The sequence below is a fragment of the Streptomyces rishiriensis genome, from assembly GCF_003112535.1.
GTDB classification, from domain to species: domain Bacteria; phylum Actinomycetota; class Actinomycetes; order Streptomycetales; family Streptomycetaceae; genus Streptomyces; species Streptomyces rishiriensis.
The window spans coordinates 247,007-264,803 of the sequence record NZ_BEWA01000007.1 but is presented as its reverse complement, the minus strand read 5'-3'; the positions used below and the strand labels follow the sequence as shown (position 1 = coordinate 264,803).

16 protein-coding genes are annotated in these 17,797 nt (G+C 74.2%); 4 read left to right on the top strand and 12 right to left on the bottom strand.

The features are described from left to right. The first annotated feature begins 22 nt into the window (after window positions 1-22). Entirely contained in the window at window positions 23-943 is a 921-nt protein-coding gene (locus Sri02f_RS13890) for a LysR family transcriptional regulator (protein WP_109001468.1), read from the top strand. Window positions 944-1,015: 72 nt separating this feature from the next. Here Sri02f_RS13890 and Sri02f_RS13885 read toward each other — a convergent pair whose 3' ends face one another. The 8 genes from Sri02f_RS13885 to Sri02f_RS13850 all read right to left on the bottom strand — a co-directional run bounded on the left by Sri02f_RS13885 (window position 1,016) and on the right by Sri02f_RS13850 (window position 10,789). Further along, a complete protein-coding gene (locus Sri02f_RS13885) occupies window positions 1,016-2,233 on the bottom strand; it encodes an FAD-dependent oxidoreductase (protein WP_109001467.1) in 1,218 nt (405 codons plus the stop codon). Between the two features lie 121 nt (window positions 2,234-2,354). Beyond that, window positions 2,355-3,227, bottom strand: a complete 873-nt coding sequence (locus Sri02f_RS13880) for an LLM class flavin-dependent oxidoreductase (protein ID WP_109001540.1) — start codon at window positions 3,225-3,227, stop codon at window positions 2,355-2,357. 209 nt (window positions 3,228-3,436) lie between these two features. Then, window positions 3,437-4,495: a glycoside hydrolase family 5 protein gene (locus tag Sri02f_RS13875; RefSeq protein WP_109001466.1), complete on the bottom strand. Its 1,059-nt coding sequence runs from the start codon at window positions 4,493-4,495 to the stop codon at window positions 3,437-3,439. 217 nt (window positions 4,496-4,712) lie between these two features. Beyond that, window positions 4,713-5,750 (bottom strand): rod shape-determining protein, encoded by a 1,038-nt coding sequence (locus tag Sri02f_RS13870; protein WP_109001465.1) that lies wholly within the window; start codon window positions 5,748-5,750, stop codon window positions 4,713-4,715. Between the two features lie 158 nt (window positions 5,751-5,908). Next, complete coding sequence (locus Sri02f_RS13865; protein ID WP_109001464.1) at window positions 5,909-7,387, bottom strand: FAD-binding protein; 1,479 nt, start codon at window positions 7,385-7,387, stop codon at window positions 5,909-5,911. 173 nt (window positions 7,388-7,560) lie between these two features. Then, window positions 7,561-7,764, bottom strand: a complete 204-nt coding sequence (locus tag Sri02f_RS13860) for an HAD family hydrolase (RefSeq protein ID WP_109001463.1) — start codon at window positions 7,762-7,764, stop codon at window positions 7,561-7,563. A 32-nt stretch (window positions 7,765-7,796) separates the two neighbouring features. Continuing rightward, the gene (locus tag Sri02f_RS13855) at window positions 7,797-9,323 is read right to left on the bottom strand and encodes a carboxyl transferase domain-containing protein (protein ID WP_109001462.1); all 1,527 of its coding nucleotides are present in this window, start codon (window positions 9,321-9,323) and stop codon (window positions 7,797-7,799) included. After that, entirely contained in the window at window positions 9,320-10,789 is a 1,470-nt protein-coding gene (locus Sri02f_RS13850) for an acyl-CoA synthetase (RefSeq protein ID WP_109001461.1), read from the bottom strand. Before Sri02f_RS13850 ends, Sri02f_RS13855 begins: the two co-directional genes overlap by 4 nt. Before the next feature lie 177 nt (window positions 10,790-10,966). Between Sri02f_RS13850 and Sri02f_RS13845 the strand changes: the two genes are divergently transcribed. Beyond that, window positions 10,967-11,839, top strand: a complete 873-nt coding sequence (locus Sri02f_RS13845) for an ATP-grasp domain-containing protein (protein WP_109001460.1) — start codon at window positions 10,967-10,969, stop codon at window positions 11,837-11,839. A 65-nt stretch (window positions 11,840-11,904) separates the two neighbouring features. Here Sri02f_RS13845 and Sri02f_RS13840 read toward each other — a convergent pair whose 3' ends face one another. Next, window positions 11,905-12,495 carry a hypothetical protein gene (locus Sri02f_RS13840; protein WP_109001459.1) on the bottom strand — a complete coding sequence of 197 codons (591 nt, stop codon included), beginning with the start codon at window positions 12,493-12,495 and terminating at the stop codon, window positions 11,905-11,907. Window positions 12,496-12,656: 161 nt separating this feature from the next. Here Sri02f_RS13840 and Sri02f_RS13835 point away from each other — a divergent pair, with 161 nt between their 5' ends. Next, a complete protein-coding gene (locus Sri02f_RS13835; protein WP_109001458.1) occupies window positions 12,657-13,430 on the top strand; it encodes an IclR family transcriptional regulator in 774 nt (257 codons plus the stop codon). Then, window positions 13,427-14,278, top strand: a complete 852-nt coding sequence (locus tag Sri02f_RS13830) for an SMP-30/gluconolactonase/LRE family protein (RefSeq protein WP_109001457.1) — start codon at window positions 13,427-13,429, stop codon at window positions 14,276-14,278. The genes Sri02f_RS13835 and Sri02f_RS13830 overlap by 4 nt, the downstream gene beginning before the upstream one ends. 25 nt (window positions 14,279-14,303) lie before the next feature. Here Sri02f_RS13830 and Sri02f_RS13825 read toward each other — a convergent pair whose 3' ends face one another. The 3 genes from Sri02f_RS13825 to Sri02f_RS13815 are packed head-to-tail and all read right to left on the bottom strand — an operon-like array spanning window position 14,304 to window position 17,696. Beyond that, window positions 14,304-15,794 (bottom strand): FAD-dependent oxidoreductase, encoded by a 1,491-nt coding sequence (locus Sri02f_RS13825; protein ID WP_174855648.1) that lies wholly within the window; start codon window positions 15,792-15,794, stop codon window positions 14,304-14,306. Beyond that, window positions 15,787-17,061, bottom strand: coding sequence for an MAB_1171c family putative transporter (locus Sri02f_RS13820; RefSeq protein WP_109001455.1), 1,275 nt, complete (start codon window positions 17,059-17,061; stop codon window positions 15,787-15,789). Before Sri02f_RS13820 ends, Sri02f_RS13825 begins: the two co-directional genes overlap by 8 nt. Continuing rightward, a complete protein-coding gene (locus Sri02f_RS13815) occupies window positions 17,058-17,696 on the bottom strand; it encodes a toxin-antitoxin system, toxin component family protein (protein WP_174855647.1) in 639 nt (212 codons plus the stop codon). The genes Sri02f_RS13820 and Sri02f_RS13815 overlap by 4 nt, the downstream gene beginning before the upstream one ends. Between the last annotated feature and the right edge of the window lie 101 nt (window positions 17,697-17,797).

Below are 17,797 nucleotides of genomic sequence, written 5' to 3'. Positions count from 1 at the left end.
TTGTGAACTAGGGTGCGTCGGCGTGGATCTCGAAGCCGTACGCACCTTCGTCGCCGTCGCGGACGCCGGCCGGTTCCAGGAGGCCGCCGCCGACCTGTCGATCACCCAGCAGGCCGTCTCCAAGCGCATCGCCGCCCTGGAGAAGGACCTCGCCGTGCGGCTGTTCACCCGCACGGCGCGCGGAGCCCGGCTCACCGTCGACGGCCAGGCGTTCCTGCCCCACGCCCGCGACCTCCTGCGGGCCGAGGAGCGGGCGGCCGACTCCGTGCGCCCCGCCCGCCGCGCCCTGCGCGTCGACGTGATCAACCGGCGGATCGCACCGGCGGCCCTGCTCCGCGGCTTCCACGGCGCGCACCCGGAGACGGAACTGGACGTCGTCACGCTCTTCGACGCCGACACGGCCATCGCCGCCGTCCGGGCGGGCACGATCGACGCGTCCTTCCGGGCCGTCGCCCTGCCCCCGCAGCAACTCCCCGACGACATCGGGACCGCCCGCGTCCTCGACGACCCCCTCCGCCTCCTCACCGGACCGGGCCACGAGCTGGCCGGGGCCGGCGCCGTCACCCTCGCCGAGCTCGCCGGGCAGAGGATCTGGATGCCCGGCAACGCCGCCGGAACCGAGTGGACCGCCTACTACGACCGACTCGCCGCCGAGTTCGGCCTGATCATCGACGCGGTCGGTCCCAACTTCGGCTCCGACGCCCTCCTGGAGTCGATCGCCGGCTCACCGACGCTGGCGACCTTCGTCGGCGAGCACGACCGGCTCGTCTGGCCCGCCCACTACGACCTGCGACGGATCGTCGTGCACGACCCGACACCGGTCTACCCGCACTCACTGGTCTGGCGCCGCGACAATCCCCACCCCGCACTCGCCGCCCTCCGCGCCCACCTCGACTCCACCCGCCCCGACGCCCCCGACGACACGCTCTGGACCCCGACCTGAGCAGCCGGACGGGCATGGATGACGCTCCCGAGGCCGGCGCCGGGCCCGGCGGCCCGGGGCGGGAGCCTTCTCCTAGCCCAGGTGGTCGCGGTGATCGAGGGGGTCGAGGCTCGTGTTCCAGTCCAGTTGACCGATGAGCTCGTCGTCGGCCGGGCGGGCCGGGGGCGGGCCGCCGGACGGGCGGGGCCGGGGGGTGTGCACGCCGCGCGAGATGTTGCCGCTGACCGTCGTGTTGTGTTCCACGCGGGGGCGACGGAGCGCTTCGTGGAGGGCGAGTGCGGACTCGAGGTCCGGGGCGTCGCGCAGGCACTTCGCGAGGATCACCGCGTCCTCGAGGGCCATCGACGCGCCCTGACCGGTCGCCGGGGAGGCCGCGTGGGCCGCGTCACCGATCAGCAGGGTGCGGCCGGAACGCCAGGGGGCGCCGTTGGGGATCTCGGTCGCGTTGGTGACCAGGACGGGGGCCTTGGTGGCCGCGACGATGCCGGCGGCGGCCGTGGGGTCCGCGCGCAGCAACGGAAGGAGCAGGTCACGCCAGTGGCCGGGGCCCGCGTGCGTGATCTCGTCGGCGGTCAGGGGCGCGTCGGCGCCGACGCGGGCGAACCAGTAGGTCTCCCCCTCAGGGGACGTCAGGTGGCCGAACCCGGCCGCGCTGCCGAGGGTCATCGTGATGCAGGCCGTCCCGTCGACGTCGCTCACCGGCGCGTCGGCGGTGTAGCCGTAGAAGACGTGCTGCCCCGCGTAACGGGGCCGCACGGCGGGGGCGGTCAGCCGGCGGACCGTGGAGTTCAGGCCGTCGGCGCCGAGCAGCAGGTCGCCGGTGGCGGCGCCGCCGTCCGCGAAGTGCGCGGTGACTGCGCCGGGGGCGTCCGGGCCGCCGACGCTGTCCGGGGCGTGCTCTACGGAGGTGAGGCATGCTCCGTGGACGATCTCGACGCCTCGGCGGGCGGCCTCCGCCTGCAGGGCGGCGTTCAGCTCACCGCGGCGCAGACAGCGGTACCGCAGCAGGGGATCGCCGGCCTCGCCGAGCGGCACGCGGGCCGTGTCGGCGCCGGTCGCGTCCACGACGCGCATCGAGGTGAGCGGGAACCCGATCGAGTTCACCGCGTCCGAGGCGTCGATCTGTGCCAGCGCCCGCAGCCCGTTGCTCGCGAGGGCGAGGAACGCGCCGACGTCCTCGGCGGAGTCCGGATGCGCCTCGTACACGGTGACCTCCTGTCCCGCCTTCCTCAGCGCCAGAGCAGCCGCCGTTCCGGCGATCCCCCCGCCGACGACCAGTACGCGCGCCATGCCTCACCCCGCTCCTCCCCGCAGGGACATGTCCGGACGTGCCCGGCCCCTTCCTGCCCGCGGCGACCTCCAGGTGAACGTCCGGACGCCGCCCCCCGGCTCCTCGGGCTCAGCCCTTGAGTCAGCCCTTGAGCCGGGCCAGCAGCGCCTCGAGCTGGTCGAGCGGCTCGGGGCCGACGATGCGCAGGACGACCGTGTCGGCGCCGGAGTCCCGCAGCGCGCGGACGTCGTCGGCGGCCCGGGCCGCGGTGCCGGACACGGTGAACACCTCGTCCTGCGGACGGCCCAGCCACGCGCCGTGCCCCTCGGTGTGCGGGTGCAGCGTGCGGGCGACCTCGTCCGGGTCGTCGCCCACGCAGGCGAAGGACAGCACGGTCAGGGTGTGTTCGGGGCCGGCGCCGCCCTTTGCGGTCAGGGCCCGGGTGTTCTCCAGGTCGCTCGGCCCGTGGCCCTCGGCGATGAGCGTGCCGTCCGCGACCCGTCCGGCCAGTTCCAGCGAGCGGGGCCGGACGACGCCCGCGACCACCGGCGGTACGCGCGTCGGCGGATGCACCAACCGCACGCCGTCCAGGCGCACTTCCCGTCCGTCCAGCTCGACCCGCTCTCCGCGCAGCAGAGCGCGCACCGAGGTGATCGTCTCCTCCAGGAGGGCCAGCGGCGACCGGGGCGCGACGCCCGCCGACTCCATCCACTCCCGTACCCCGTGGCCGATCCCGGCCACCAGCCGTCCGGGGAACACCCGTGCCAGGGTGGCCAGTTCCATCGCGAGCAGCGCCGGACTGCGCAGCGGGGCCGGGGCGATGCCGATGCCGACGGTGAGGCGTTCCGTGGCTCCCAGCGCCACGGCCGCCGCCGACACCCCACCGTTCCACCCGAGATCCTCGACCACCCAGAGGTCGTCCACTCCGAGCGCCTCGGCCCGCCGGGCGAACCCGGGCAGACCCTCCGGCGCCCAGTCGCGGTCGTACATGACACCGATCCGTACGTTCGCCACGTTCGTCATGCGTCGGAACCTATGCGGCGAACGGCGAAGCGATCAACGGGGTAACGGCGGCGGAGGATCGACGGGGTAAAGCCGGGTAAAGGCGGCGGAGGAACGACGGGAGGCCCCGGGGCGGCGTGACCCGGGGCCATGTGAGCGCGCGGGCCCGCCGGATTCAGGGCCGGCGGGCCCGCGGGTGGGGGGGAGGGAGAGAGCGGGCGTCAGTTCTTGACCGGCTTGCCGCGGCCCCAGCCCCAGGCGAGGCGGTCGGCGCCGGACTGGTTGGTGGTGGCCAGCCAGGGGCGGTCGGCGGGGCCGACGAGCTTCTGGAGGGAGTACGTGTCGTCGGTGCGCAGGCCCGGCCAGTACACGGAGCCCATCTTCAGCTCGCGGAAGGTGTCGGTGACGGCCTGGACGTAGTTGACGAAGTTGTCGTCCGGCGTCTTCACGTCGTAGTTCAGGCCGGTCGTCATCGGCGCGCCGAACTCGTCCGCGACGGTGCGGCCGGCGCAGTCGCCGATGCGCACCTTGAGGTCGGCCACCCACTGGTCGTAGGTCGCGTAGTCCTTCCAGAACCCGTAGTGGTGCAGGGAGAGGTAGGTGCCCTTCAGACGCGGGTCGGCGCAGACCGAGGTGACGTGGTCGTTGTAGCCGGCGCCGCTGACGAACACGCGGCTGCGCGGCACCTTCGAGTACGTCGACAGCCACTTCGCCGCGATGTCGGCCCACTGGGCGTCCGTGTAGCCGTGCGGCTCGTTCATCGGCTCGAAGTAGACGCGCTCGTCGTTCTTGTACGCCTTGACGACGGTGTTCCACATCGGCCAGTACGCGGCCTCGTCGTCGATGAAGCCGTCCTTCTGGGCGCCCGTGCCCTCCCAGTAGGAGACGATGACCTTGAAGCCCTGGTCGGAGGCCGCGTCGATGACTCCGCGGTACGACTTCCAGTAGGCGCCGTTGACCGTGTACGGGTTGATCGGCAGCCGCACGGTGTTGGCGCCGAGGTTCGCGCGGAACGCCGCGATGATCCGGCTGGCCTTGGCGTAGGTCTGCTTGTAGCCGTCGGTGGTCTTCAGGCCGGACAGCTGGAGGTAGTCGTCGGCGAAGTTGTCACGCGGGTCGGCCCAGTTCACGCCCTTGAACTGGGTCGTGCCGGTGGCCGGTGCGGCGGCGGACGCCGGGGTGGCGGCGAGGGTGGTGCCGCTGACCGCGGCGACGGCGACCGCGACGAGAGCGGCGCGCACGCGGGGGGACAGAGAGGCTATGGCGGGGGACTTGCGCATCGACTTGCCCTTTCGGCTCTGATGTTTGCGTAAACATCGAAGCCCCGCGATGGCTGATGTTTACGTAAACATGGCGGCGCCGGAATCGTGGCACCCGGCCAGGTGATCGTCAAGGTGTCGAGCGTGTTACGTGGGTAAAGCCGTGAGGCGACTGGGCGCGCGGGACGGCGGCTCGGGTCGGGTCGCCCTTGTGTGCGGCGGGGCGACCCGGGTCGGCTCAGGCGCCCAGTGGGTCCAGGGTCAGCGGCTCGATCTTGCCCTCCAGCATCGCGCCGAGGCCCTGGGCCGCGCAGATGTCGGGGCGTTCGGCGATGTGCACCGGCATGCCGGTGGCCTGGCGCAGCATCTGGTCGAAGCCGGGCAGCAGGGCGGAGCCGCCGACCATCATGATCCCGCGGTCGGCGAGGTCGGCGACCAGGTCGGGCGGGCACTCGCGCAGCACCCGGCCGATGCCGTCGAGCACGGCCGTCAGCGGGGTCTCGATGGCGTCGCGGACGGCGGCGGTGTCGACCTGCACGGAGCGGGCCAGGCCGGTGGCGACGTCCCGCCCGTGGATCTCGGTGGACGCGGGTCCCTGCGGGGTGAGGCCGTTGCCGGAGAGGGCGAGCTGCAGAGGTCGCACGGACTGGCTGGGCAGCATCAACTCATGCTCGTGGCGCAGGTGTTGGACGATCGCGTGATCTACCGCCTCGCCGCCCACCGGGATCCGTTCGGCGGTCACGATCGAGCCGAGGGAGAGGACGGCGACCTGGGTCGCGGCCGCCCCGCACACCATGATCATCGTGGCCTCGGGGCGCTCGACGGGCAGTCCGCAGCCGACGGCGGCCGCGATCAGGGTGTCGACGAGCTCCACGCGCCGGGCACCGAGTCCCACCAGGGTCTCGATCGCGGCGCGCTGGGCGAGCGGGTCGGCGTCGTGCGGGGTGCACGCGGCCGCGCGCAGGAACGGCTTGCGGCGCAGCTGGCGGCGGATCTTGTCGCCGATGAGGTGGCGCAGCATGCGCTGGGCCATCTCGATGTCGACGACCGTGCCGCCGGAGACCGGGCGCACCACGCGGATGTAGTGCGGAGTGCGCCCGGTCATCTTCTCGGCGAACTCGCCGACCGCGATCAGCGCACCGGTGCGGGTGTTCACGGCGGCGGCCGACGGCTGGTCGACGACGAGCCCGGCCCCCTTCACGTACACCCGCGTCCGCGCCGCTCCCAGGTCGACGGCGAAATGGCAGCGGCGCAGCTGCTCCAGACTGGCGGTCATTGCGGGTCCTCCCGAGAGCACAGACCGTGGCGGCCGCCGTGCGGTCGGCCTCCTTCGCATCGTGCGGGGGCGCGAGGGGGCCCGCCTTTTCTGATGGGCCGGGCGGGGTGCGGCCGAACGGGTGGTTCTTCCGGCCCGGTACCCGGTCTGTCGGTCCGTCAGCCGAAGACGCCCTGGCCCGGGACCAGGATTCCCCGGGGGTCGTAGGTGCGCTTGGCCGCCGCGAGGGCCGCCCAGGCCGAGCCGAAGTGCGCACGCCAGTCGGCCGGTGTGAGGGGGATGCTGCCGACGGGGTAGTGGGTGCCGCCGGCCGCGGCCGTGGCCTCGTAGGCGGAGCGGTTGAAGGCCAGCAGACGGTCGACGGCGGCGGTGTCGTCCGCCGGGGCGGCGCTCAGGACGTCGAAGAGGTACGACACCTCGTCGTCGGAGGTGCGCAGCAGCGGGGCGGTGAGGCGCTCGCGCAGCAGCGGGTAGAAGAGGACCACGGCGCCGGGGCCCGCCTCGGCGGGGGTGAGCCCGCTCAGGACCTGCGCGCCGAGGGCCGCCGCGGAACCGCCGGGCAGCATGAGGTTGAGCCAGGGGTGGGCGAACGTCCAGATCCCGGCCTCCTTCATGGCCGCGATCAGCGGGGCCAGCCGGTCGAGGAAGTCGTAGTAGGGCTGGTCGGTGATCTGCGCGGAGGCCGGGTCGTGGCGCAGGCCGCGCAGCAGGGCCGTGTCGTCGGGAGCGGGCCCGACCGGCGGGCCGTAGGCCACCGCTTCCATGACATAGACGCCGAACCTGCCGGCCGTGTCCGCGTGGACCTGGCCCTCGACGTAGTCGAAGCGGCCCTCCCGGACGAGGACGCGCTGGTCGTCGAGGAAGGTCTCCAGGTCGCCGTAGGTCAGCTGGTAGCGGCGCACGGTCTGCGGCGCGGGCACCAGGCGCAGGGTGGCCTCGACGATGACGGCACACTGACCGAGACCGGCCAGGACGGCGTGGAACAAGTCGGCGCGCCGGGTCGGCGAGCAGCGCACCAGCTCGCCCGCTCCGGTGACGACCCGCAGCTCGGCGACGTTGTCGACCTGGGCGCCGACCCGGTGGGCCTGGCCGCCCAGGCCGCCCACCGACAGGGTGCCGCCCACGGAGAGTTCCAGGTAGTCGGTGAAGACGGGCGGGGTGAGTCCGTGGGCGAGCGTGGCCCGTGCGACCGTGCTCCACTTGGCGCCGGCGCCGACGGTGACCGTCCTGCCGGCCGTGTCCACGGGGCCGATGTCCGCGAGGGGCGCGGTCTCGACGACCAGGCCGCCCTGCACCTGCGCCTGGCCGAACGGGGCGTGACCCTGGCCGCGGGGCGCCACCGGCAGGCGCTGGTCGTTGCAGAACCGGACCATCGTGACGACGTCACGGACCGAGCCCGGACGCAGGACCGCCGAGGGGCGGCGGTGCACGATGTGCCCGTAGTCGTCCGCCGCGGCGGTGAGCGAGGCGTCGTCCGTGACGAGCGTGCCGTCCAGGTGGGGGACCCGGGCCAGGTCCGCGCCCGGCTCCGCGGCGGAGGCGGCCCAGCTTCGGGCGGTGGTGTCGAAGCCGATCACCGTCGCTCCGGTGACCGTGAGGCCGCGCAGAACGGTGCGTCTTGACGGTGTGCGAGGCATGCGCGATTCCACCTATCGATCTCCACGAAATCTTCAAATTCGCGTCAGCCTAAGGCAGTTCGGTCCCGTTCGGTACGCATTCTCACCGGTGCGCGCAAGCCCGGGAACGGGCACGGGTACCGGCCTGGGCGCAGCGGGAAGCCCGGGCCCGGGCACAGGGGCAGGCGCACGCGCTACAGGGCGCGGGCCGCTTCCAGCACCGGGGTGGGGGAGGGGACCGTGACGTCGCTGCCCGCTGGCGCCAGGTCCCGGGCCGCGGTGGGATTGCGTGCGAGGCCGACGAAACGCAGGCCCGCGGCCCGCGCGGAGGTGAGCTCGGCGAGCGTGGAGCCGATCAGCACGCCGGCGGCTGCGCGCTGCGCGCTGTGCGCGCCCATGGTCACGGACGGTGCTCGCAATTGGCCCGCTTTCACCGCGCGTTCGTGGCCCGGATCACCCCCAGTTCGGCCAAGTCCTGCGGGCGGATGCGCAGTTGGTCGGCCGTCGCCTCCGCCTCGGCGGGCGGCCGCTTGAGGATCGCGGCCGCGGACTCCGGGGCGATGACGGAGAAGTAGCTGTCCGGCGTGGCCCAGGTCCGGCCCGGCGCCGCCAGGGCCAGCGCGCCGCCCGAGCCGCCCTCGCCGATCACCAGCGTGGTGATCGGCATGCGCGCGGCGGCGACCACGCCGAACAGCTCCGCGATCGCCGCGCCCGCGCCCTGACGCTCCGCCTCGGCGTCATTGGCCGCGCCCGGGGTGTCCACCAGGGTGAGCACGGGGATGCCGAGCCGCTCGGCGAGCCGGATCAGCCGGACGGCAGTGCGGTAGCCGGCGGGCCGGGTCGCCGCCCCCGTCTGAGCCGCGTACGCGACGGTGCGGCCCTGGTGGACGCCGAAGCCGCACAGCATCCCGTCGGGGTCGACGCCGCCGCACCGGTCGCCGGAGATCGCGAGCCGGCGGGTGAAGTAGGCGTCCAGATAGGCCCCCGCGCGCGGACGCCCCGCCGAGCGGGCCCGCTGCACGGCGGCCCAGCCGGTGGCAGGCAGCCCGGCCTCCCCGAGAGCATCCGGAACGGGCGCCCCCACGACGACACCCCCGGCCTCCGGATCGCCCCCAGCGCCCGAGCCGCCCTCGCCCCCGGCGCCCGAGCCGTCCTCGGGTGCGGCGACGGCGGGCGCCGTCCGCGCACCTGAGGCGTCCGACGGGGCGGGCGCGTCGGGACGGTGGTCCGCGGGCGTCGGCGGGCCGGGGGCCGGTGCGCACACGCGGGCCGTCGGCGGGACGCCGTCGGTCAGCAGGCGCAGCCAGAGGCCGAGCACGTCCCGCAGCTCCGCCGCGGGCACCACCGCGTCCGCCGCGCCCACGGCGACCTGTGCCTCCGCCGTGTAGGCGGCCGGATCGGCGTCCGGCGGGCGGACCCGTGAGCCGGCGAAGCCGACCTGGGCGCCCGGCAGCGCCAGCACCACGTCGGCGCCCGCGCCCAGGGTGGCCCAGCCGCCGCCGGTCGTGGGATCCCGCAGGACCGCCACCTGAGGCAGGCCCGCCTCCCTGGTGAGCGCCGACTGCCGTGCCACCCGCTGGAGTTGGGTCAGCGCGAGCATGCCCTCCTGCATCCGGCTGCCGCCGGTGGCGACCAACGGCACGACCGGGAGCCGGTGTTCACGGGCGTACGTGTACGCCGCGACCAGCAGATCGCCGGTGCGCTCGCCCAGGGAACCGCCCAGGAAGCCGAACTCGAAGGCGATCAGGACCGCCCGCACGCCCCCGACGGTCGCCGTGCCGCACACGACCGACTCCGACTCGCCGGTGCGCTCGGCCGCACGGGCGCGGGCGGCGTCGTAGCCGGGCCAGCCCAGCGGGCCGTCCGGGGCCGACGGCCGTTCCTCGTGCGGGAGCCGGACGAAGTCGTCGGCGACGAGGGCGATGACCTCGCGTGCGCTCGCACGTCCCGGCGTCATGACGGCAGCGCCCGCTTCATGATCTTGCCCATGTCGTTGCGGGGCAGCGCGTCGAGGTACCGCACCACGCGGGGCCGTTTGTGCGGCGCGAGCCGGCCGGCCACATGGTCGGCCAACTCACCCTCCCGCGGCGGCGACTCGGGGTCCGCGGGCACGACCCACGCGACGATCCGCTCACCGAGGTCGGCGTCCGGCTCGCCGGTGACCGCGGCCTCGCGCACCCCCGGATGCTCCAGCAGCGCGTTCTCGATCTCCCCGGCCCCGATCTTGTACCCACCGCTCTTGATCAGGTCGGTGGCCTTGCGCCCCACGATGCGGACATAGCCGTCGGGATCGCGCACGGCCACGTCGCCGGTGCGGAACCAGCCGTCGGCGGTGAAGGCGGCGGCGGTCGCGTCCGGCCGGTTGAGGTACTCGGTGAACAGGTTCGGGCCACGCACCTGGATCTCCCCGACGCTCTCCCCGTCGAAGGCGTCGACGACCGACCCGTCGTCCTCCACGAGCCGCAGCTCCACACCCGGCAGCGGCACCCCGACGGTCCCGGCCCGGGCCTCGCCGTCCGCCCGCACGGCGGTGTTCATCAGCGTCTCCGTCATGCCGTACCGCTCGACGACCCGCCGCCCGGTCGCCGCCGCGATGCGCTCGTGGTCGTGCACGGGCAGCGCGGCCGAGCCCGACACCAGCAGCCGGGCCCCCGCGAGCGCCTTGGCCAGGGCGGGGTCCGCGGGCAGCGCCTCGGCGATGCGGTGGTACATCGTCGGCACCCCGAACAGCATGGTCGCGCCGCTGCTCAGCTCGCGTGTCACGCCCTGTGTGTCGAAGCGCCCCAGATGCCGCACGGACCCGCCCCGGCGCAGCGGCCCGAGGACCCCCAGCACCAGCCCGTGGACGTGGAACAGCGGCAGCCCGTGCACGAGGACGTCCTGCTCGGTCCACTGCCAGGCGTCGGCGAGCGCGTCCAGGGTCGTGGCGATCGCCCGGCGCGGGATGACCGCGCCCTTGGGCGGCCCGGTGGTGCCGGAGGTGTACACGACGAGGGCGGGCTCCTCCTCGTCGACGGCGGCACCGGCCGGCGCGCCCGTTCCCCCGCGCACGTCGGAGCCGGAGCCGGAGCCGGCATCGACGTCGATCCGCCGCAGCCCCCGCAGCGGGGCGGGCAGTTCCGCGCCCGGCGCCGCCAGCACCAGGGCGGGCGCGCTGTCGGACAGGATGTGCCCGAGCTCCTTGTCGCCCGACTTCGGATTCAACGGCACCGCGGCGGCCCCGGCGAGCAGCACGCCGACGACCCCGACGGCGGTCTCCAGAGAGGGGGTCGCCCACACGGCGACCCTCCCCGCGCCCCGCACCCGCCCGGCGACGGCGCCGGCGGCCGCCGCGAGCTCCGCGTACGTCAGGGAACGCTCGCCGAACCGCAGGGCGGGGCGTGAGGACGGATCGTCCGACAGGGCCGGGAAGAGAGGGGTCACGCGCATACTCCTTGCGGACGGCGAACCGTGAACGGCGAACGGCGAATGAGAACGACAGCACCTTCCTACCCCGCGGCGCGGGCGATCGGGCCGGGCGGGGGTTTGATCCGGATCACTGTGCGAGCCGCCTTGCTAGCCTTCCGGTGATCGGACAGTCGTACGAAGAAGGAGCCCGTCGTGGCCCGTGTCGCGCTCGCCACCTACGACCCACGGCCGCAGGCCGGCAAGGACGTCGATCTCCCGGTGCTGCTGGAGGCGTTGCGGGAGGCCGGGGCGGAGGCGGACGGGGTCTTCTGGGACGACGCCGACGTGGACTGGGCCTCCTACGACCTCGTCGTCATCCGCTCCACCTGGGACTACAGCTGGCGTGCGGACGAGTTCACGGCCTGGACGCAGAAGGTCGCCGCCGTCACCCGGCTGGCCAACCCGGCAGCGGTGGTGCGCTGGAACACCGACAAGCGGTATCTGGGGGAGCTGGCGGCGGCCGGGGTGCCGACCGTGCCGACGCGCTACGTCGCGCCCGGCGAGCCGGCCGAGCTGCCCGACGGCGCCGAGTACGTGATCAAGCCCGCCTCGGGCGCCGGCGCCCGCTACGCCGCCCGCTACACCCCCGACGCCCACGAGACGGCCGTACGCCATCTCGCGCGGCTGCACGCCGAAGGGCTGACGGCGATGGTGCAGCCCTATGTGCGCGCCATCGACACCGGCGGTGAGCGGGCCCTGCAGTTCTTCGGCGGACGCCTCCTGCACGCCAGCCGCAAGCGGGCCGTGCTGGCTCCCGACACCGCCTTCGACGCGGAGAAGGTCGCCCATCCCGGACTGGAGCCCTGGACGCCGACCCCGGCCGAACTCGCCGTCGCCGAACGAGCCCTGGCCGCCGTGCCCGACGCGCCAGAGCTGCTCTACGCCCGGGTCGACCTCGTGGACGGCGACGACGGGCGGCCGCGGGTGATGGAGCTGGAACTGGTCGAGCCGAACCTCTTCCTGTTCCTGCACCCGGAGTCGACGCCCAAGGTCGTGACGGCGATCCTGGCGGCCGCTGACCGCTGACCGCTGACCGCTGACCGCTGACCGCTGACCGCCCGCCCCCTCGATCCCGTCCGTCGGCTGTCGGGCTACTCCCTGGTCGCCGTCCGCTGGAGCAGGCCCCAGGTGAACTCGGCGACCACCTCCCGGCGCACGCCCTGTCCGTCCGGCGCCGTGAAGGCCAGCCCCCAGCGGTTGGGGGCGGTGCCCTCCAGGGGGCGGGCCGGGGCGAAGGCGAGGGCGACCTCGTCGATCGTGCAGGACCAGGGGGTGAGGTCGTCGAGGCTCTCCAGGGACGGCGGCCGGGCCCCCGGGGCGCGCACCAGCCACTCGTTCCAGACGGCGCCGGTCGGGGCGAGCAGCAGCTCGAAGCGCAGGCCGGGCCAGAGGGAGACGGGCCACAGCCAGGCCTCGCAGTCGAGGTCGCCCACCCGGCGGGCGATTCTCGACTCGGGCTCGCCGAGGACCGAGCGGTAGCGGGCGAGCGTTCCCCTGGTGTGCGGTGAGTGGACCATTGCCTGCCAACGTTTGTTGGCCTCTCTCATCTGCGTCAGGGAGACGCCCAGGTCATGGCGGGCGTCCTCCACCAGATCCGGGTTGTGGTCGGCCATGCGGCGCAGCAGGACCAACTGGAAATCGAGGGCCGTGAACGAGCCGGCGAGGCGTTTCTGGGTCGGCATGCGTCCCATCCTGGCCCACGGCGGGTACCGTCCGGGGCCACCGTGCGTTTCCCGGCCATTGCCCGGCGCAACGGCTTATGACAGCCTGTGTTCGTCATGCCGATCGCCTGTTGATATCTCGAACACAGGCTCCGACCACAGACTAAGGGAGGGGGCCGGTCGTGGGACGCCTCGTACCTGCCGTGACCCGAGCTCTCGACATCCTCGAGCTCTTCCTCGACGGGGACGGTTCGCTCTCCGCCCCCGACATCGTGCGCAAGCTCCAGCTTCCGCGCACCACCGTGCACGAACTGGTGACCACGCTCTCCGCGCGGTCGTACATCGTGCCCGTCCCCGGACAACCCGGACGGTACCGCCTAGGAGTGCGTCCGTACCAGCTCGGCAGCCGCTACGCCGAGCAGCTCGACCTCGCCGCCGAGGGTCAGCAGGTCGCCCGCACGGTCGCCGAAACGTGTGACGAGACGGTTCACGTGGCGATCCTGGAAGGCACGGACGTCATCTACATCGCCAAGGTGGACTCCACCCACGCGGTCCGGATGGTCTCGGCCGCGGGCCGGCGCCTCCCGGCCCACTGCACCTCCGTCGGCAAGATGCTGCTGGCCTCGCTGCCCGATCCGGAGCTCAGCGCGCGCATCCCCGACGACGCCGACCTCGTGCGGATGACGCCGAACAGCATCACCGAGCCCGGGGCGCTGCGCGAGGCCCTGGCCGAGATCCGCGAGCGGGGCGTCGCGGTCGAGAGCCGCGAGTCCAACCCGGACGTCAGCTGCGTGGCGGCGCCGGTGCGCGACCGCACGGGCCAGGTGGTCGCCGCGCTCTCCATCTCCGTCCCCATGATCCGCTGGAGCGACGAGCGCCGCGCGGAGCTGGAGCAGCTCGCCGCGAAGGGCGCGGCCGAACTGTCCGAACTGCTGGGATACCGGAGCGTGGCATGACGACGCCGTACGAGGTGGCCGTGCGGGCCGAGGCGACCCTCGGCGAGGGGCCGACCTGGGACCCGGCCACCGGCCGGCTGCTCTGGATCGACATACTCGGCTCCCGCCTGCACACCTACGACCCCGCCACCGGCGGTCGCACGGTCCGGGCGACCGACCAGCACGTCGGCGCGGCCAAGCCCCGGGCGGGCGGCGGGCTCGTCCTCAACCTCCGGGACGGGGTGGGCCTGCTCGACCCCGACGGCGCCTTCCGCTGGCTGCGCCACGAGCCGGTGCCCGGCCGTCGCGCCAACGACGCCGCGGTGGCGCCCGACGGCTCCCTCTGGGCCGGCACCATGCGCTACGACGAGGCGCCCGGCGGCGGCACGCTGTCCCGGCTCGCCGGCGACGGCTCGGCCGAGCTGATCCTCGACGACGTGGCGGTGAGCAACGGCACGGGCTGGAGCCCGGACGGCACGCTGATGTACTACATCGACTCGCCGACGCGCCGTGTCGACGTCTTCGACTGCTCGGCGGACGGCAGGGTGAGCGGCCGCCGCCCCTTCGTCTCCGTCGAGGACGGCGCAGGCTTCCCCGACGGCCTCACCGTGGACGCCGACGGCTGCGTGTGGGTGGCCCTGTGGGACGGGGGAGCGGTCCGCCGGTACACCCCGGCCGGCGAACTCGACCGGGTGATCACCCTGCCCACCCCGAGGGTCACCGCGTGCGCCTTCGGCGGCGCCGGCCTGACGGACCTGTACGTCACCACGGCCCGGGTCGGCCTGACGGCCCCGCACCCGGTCGCGGGCTCGCTCCTGGTGATAGCGAACGCCGGCAAGGGCCTGGCCCAGCCCGCTTTCGCCGGCTGACGGCCGGCCGCGCCGACCCGGGCCGCTACCCCGGGCCCGCTCGCAGGCCCGCCCTTTCGAGCTCGGAGGGGGTCAGCGGCGGGCCGGTGAGGGGCCGCTTGAGGGGGCCGGCGGTGGCGGCCAGCAGGACCGTCGGGGTCAGCAGGACCTGCGGGCCCCGCTCCAGCGACGTCACGTCGGTCAGCCGGCGGGCGATCCGGCCGCTGCCGGTGGCCGTGAGCATGAGACGGCCCACGTACGCGGCCAGGAGCCGGTCGCGGAGCGTGGGCCCGTTCTCCGTCGAGCCCGGATAGAACACGTCCTGGCCGACGGCGAGGTCCCAGGCGGCGCCGGCCGGGCGGGCCACCGCCCGCTGGACGCGGCGGGACAGCCCGGCCGATCCCCAACCGTGCCGCCGGACGGCCTCCCGCAACGCCACCGCGCTCTGGGCGGCGACCGCGAGACCGTGGCCGTAGAGCGGGTTGTACGCGGCCAGCGCGTCGCCGAGGACGGCGAAGTTCTCCGGCCAGGCCGCCATCCGCTCGTAGTAGCTGCGGCGATTGACCGTGGCCCGGGTGTACGACACGTCCGACAGCGGCTCGGCCCGGTCCAGCAGCTCCCCGATGACCGGGTGGCGCAGCTCCTCGCGCGCGAAGCGGACGAAATCGTCGTTCTCGGCGGTCGGTTCGCCGCCCCGCGTGCCGTTGAGGGTCACGATCCAGCGACCGTCCTCGATGGGCAGCAGGAACCCCGCCCGGCCCGGACGGCCGTCCCGAGGGTCGGGCTGCACGTTGACGATCGGATACCCGGAGCGGGCCTGCTCGGGCGCCAGATAGAGCCGGCTCGCGTAGGCCAGCCCCGAGTCCACCTCGCGCCGCTCCACCGCGGGCAGCCCGAGGTCCTGGAGCCACCCGGCCGCCCGCGAGCCCCGCCCGGTCGCGTCGACGACCAGGGCGGCCGGCACGATCCGCTCCGGACCGGACGCCGAGTCGTTCGCCGGGCCGGACGCCGAGTCGCTGGGGCCGGTTTCCGGGCCGTCCCGTCCGTCCCTCCCGACCCGCGTCCGCACCCGCACTCCCGTGACGGCCCCGGCGTCCCCCACCAGACCCGTCGCCTCCGCCCCGGCGAGCAGTTCGATCCGCTCGTCGGCGAGCACCCGGGCGCGGATCGTCGCGTCGAGCAGATCGCGTCCGGCGAGGATCACGTGGTGGGACTCGGGCCAGCGGCGGAACCAGCCCCGCGGGCCCATGACGACCATGTCGGTCGTGACCGGCGACCGGCGCGCACCGGCGTCCCGCAGGGCCTCGGTGACGCCCGGCAGCAGTTCCTCCACGGCCCGCACCCCGCCCGACCACAGCATGTGGGCGTGGCGTGCCTGGGGCAGACCCCGGCGGGGCGCCGGGCCGTCGGGCAGCACGTCCCGCTCGATCACGACGACCCGGTCGGCGAAGCCGCTCAGGGCGCGTGCGGCGAGCATGCCCGCATGGGATCCCCCCAGCACTACGGCGGTTCTGGCGGGGGTGGAGGGCTCACTCATGCGTGGACATGCTCTCTGCCGGGGCGGCCGCGTGGTTGCGGACCGCCTGGAGGTCGACGGGGTGGCGAAGGACGCGGGACACGGCCTGGATCTCCCGCAGGAGGTAGGTGGTGTCCGGACCTGAGGAGGAAGCGGCGGGGGTGACTGGGGAGGCGGGGGAGGCGGTCCGGGCGTCGGCCCGCGGGGGCTTGGGAGCTTCCTGCGCCACCGGGCCGCGCTGCGACCGCTCCCTCGCCTCGACGGCGTCCAGCAGCGCGACGCCCGCGGCCAGAGCCTGCGCCCGGCCGCGCTCGAAGCCGAGGGCGACGGCGGCGTCGTAGGACCGGGCGCGCAGGCCGTCGTCCAGATGGCGGGCCAGTTGCAGGAGCGCGTCGCGGATGAACGTCTCGCGGCGGATCAGCCGCAGCTCGGGGGTGGCCCGCAGGTCGAACGGCTCGCGTCCGCCGGTGACGGTCCGCATCAGCCGGGACAGCGGCTTCAGGCTCCGGTGCCGGCGGCGTACCCGCCAGCGCTCCTGCAGATACTGGCCGGCGTGCGGCACGATGAAGCCGACCGCGACCAGCGTGGCGGCGATGCAGGCCGCCGACGGCGCGATGCTCGTGTTCAGCCAGTCAAGGTCGTGCCCGGTCCAACGGGCCGCGACGGCTGTCAGTTTGGCCGCGCTGAACAGCAGGTTGGTCACATAGCCCGCCCCCAGGAAGCGCAGCCCCCAGCGCAGCCAGGCGTCGAGGCCCTCGGTGCGGCTCCAGTTCCACACCAGCCGGGCGGTGACCGAGCAGGCCACCGTGTGCGCGAGCAGGTAGAGCAGGATCTCCTCGCGCATGTACGGGGTGTTGGCGTAGTACGTGTCGAGGTCCCGGATCCGCTCCACGGGCACGTCGGCCAGCGCGAAGAGCACCCACAGGGCGACCACCACGCCCGCGTAGACGGAGACCACCCAGCGCGTCGCGCGCCGGGTCTGGGCCGAGCGCTCGGTACGGCCGTTGCGCCAGGCGATGATGAGCAGCAGCCAGGACGCGGACAGCGCGGTGAGCAGGGAGTACACCCAGGGTGCGGCGATGTTCGGCACGCCGGTGACCCGGTTGGCCCAGGCGATGGTCTTCGGGGCCGCGAACACGAACACCGCGCAGGCGAACACCAGCAGACCGCCGACGGCGCGCAGCAGCGGGTCCCGCCAGAGTTTGAGGATGCTGGGCAGCTTGATGGCGAGGGCCGCGCCGAGGACCACGGTGGGCAGCCAGAAGGAGATGTACAGCCCGTGGTTCACCGCGCGGTACCCCGGCGTCCCCGGTAGCCCAGCGTGCGCTGGACCGCGGCCGTCTCCGCGCCCGGTCCGGCGGCGGCCGGTCCCGGGCCGCCCGGCCCGGAGTCGGACAGATAGCGCCGCAACCGCGCCGCGAGGCGGTGGCCGAAGTCGTCGGCCTCGGCCTCGTCGTCCTCGCGGGAGCCGTTGCGCGCAGCGACGGTCAGCGCGATGGAGTCCCAGCCGGACCGGTCGGCCAGCACGCCCGCCGCCACCGTGCCGACGCCGTGATGGTGATGGCGGTGCCCGGCGTGCAGATGCCACAGCTCATGGCCGAGGATGACCAACTGCTGTACGGCCTCGGCCCGTTCCTCCACGATCACCAGGTCGAACTCCTGGAACTCCACCCACAGGCCGGTGACTTCGATCTCGTCGGGGAACCGCTCGAACCGCACCTCGACGGGCCGGCCGCCGCGCCGTGCGGACATCTCCTCGCACAGTGCCCGGCACACGTCCCGCACCCCGGACGGGCGACGGGGACGCGCCCGCAGCGCGGCGGAGAGATCGCCGGTCAGCTCGCGCATGGCCGGTCCGGTCCGCGTGCGCCGCAGCGCCGAGGCGATCCGGGCCGCCCTCTCGCGCGCGCCCGCGATGTCCATCCGCTCCCCCTTCTCCACCGCCCGGCGGCAGCCCGTTCGAGCCTACGCGGCCGGTTGTGCTCACGTCACGAGAAGCGGGGACGGGAGCGGTGGTAGAAAGC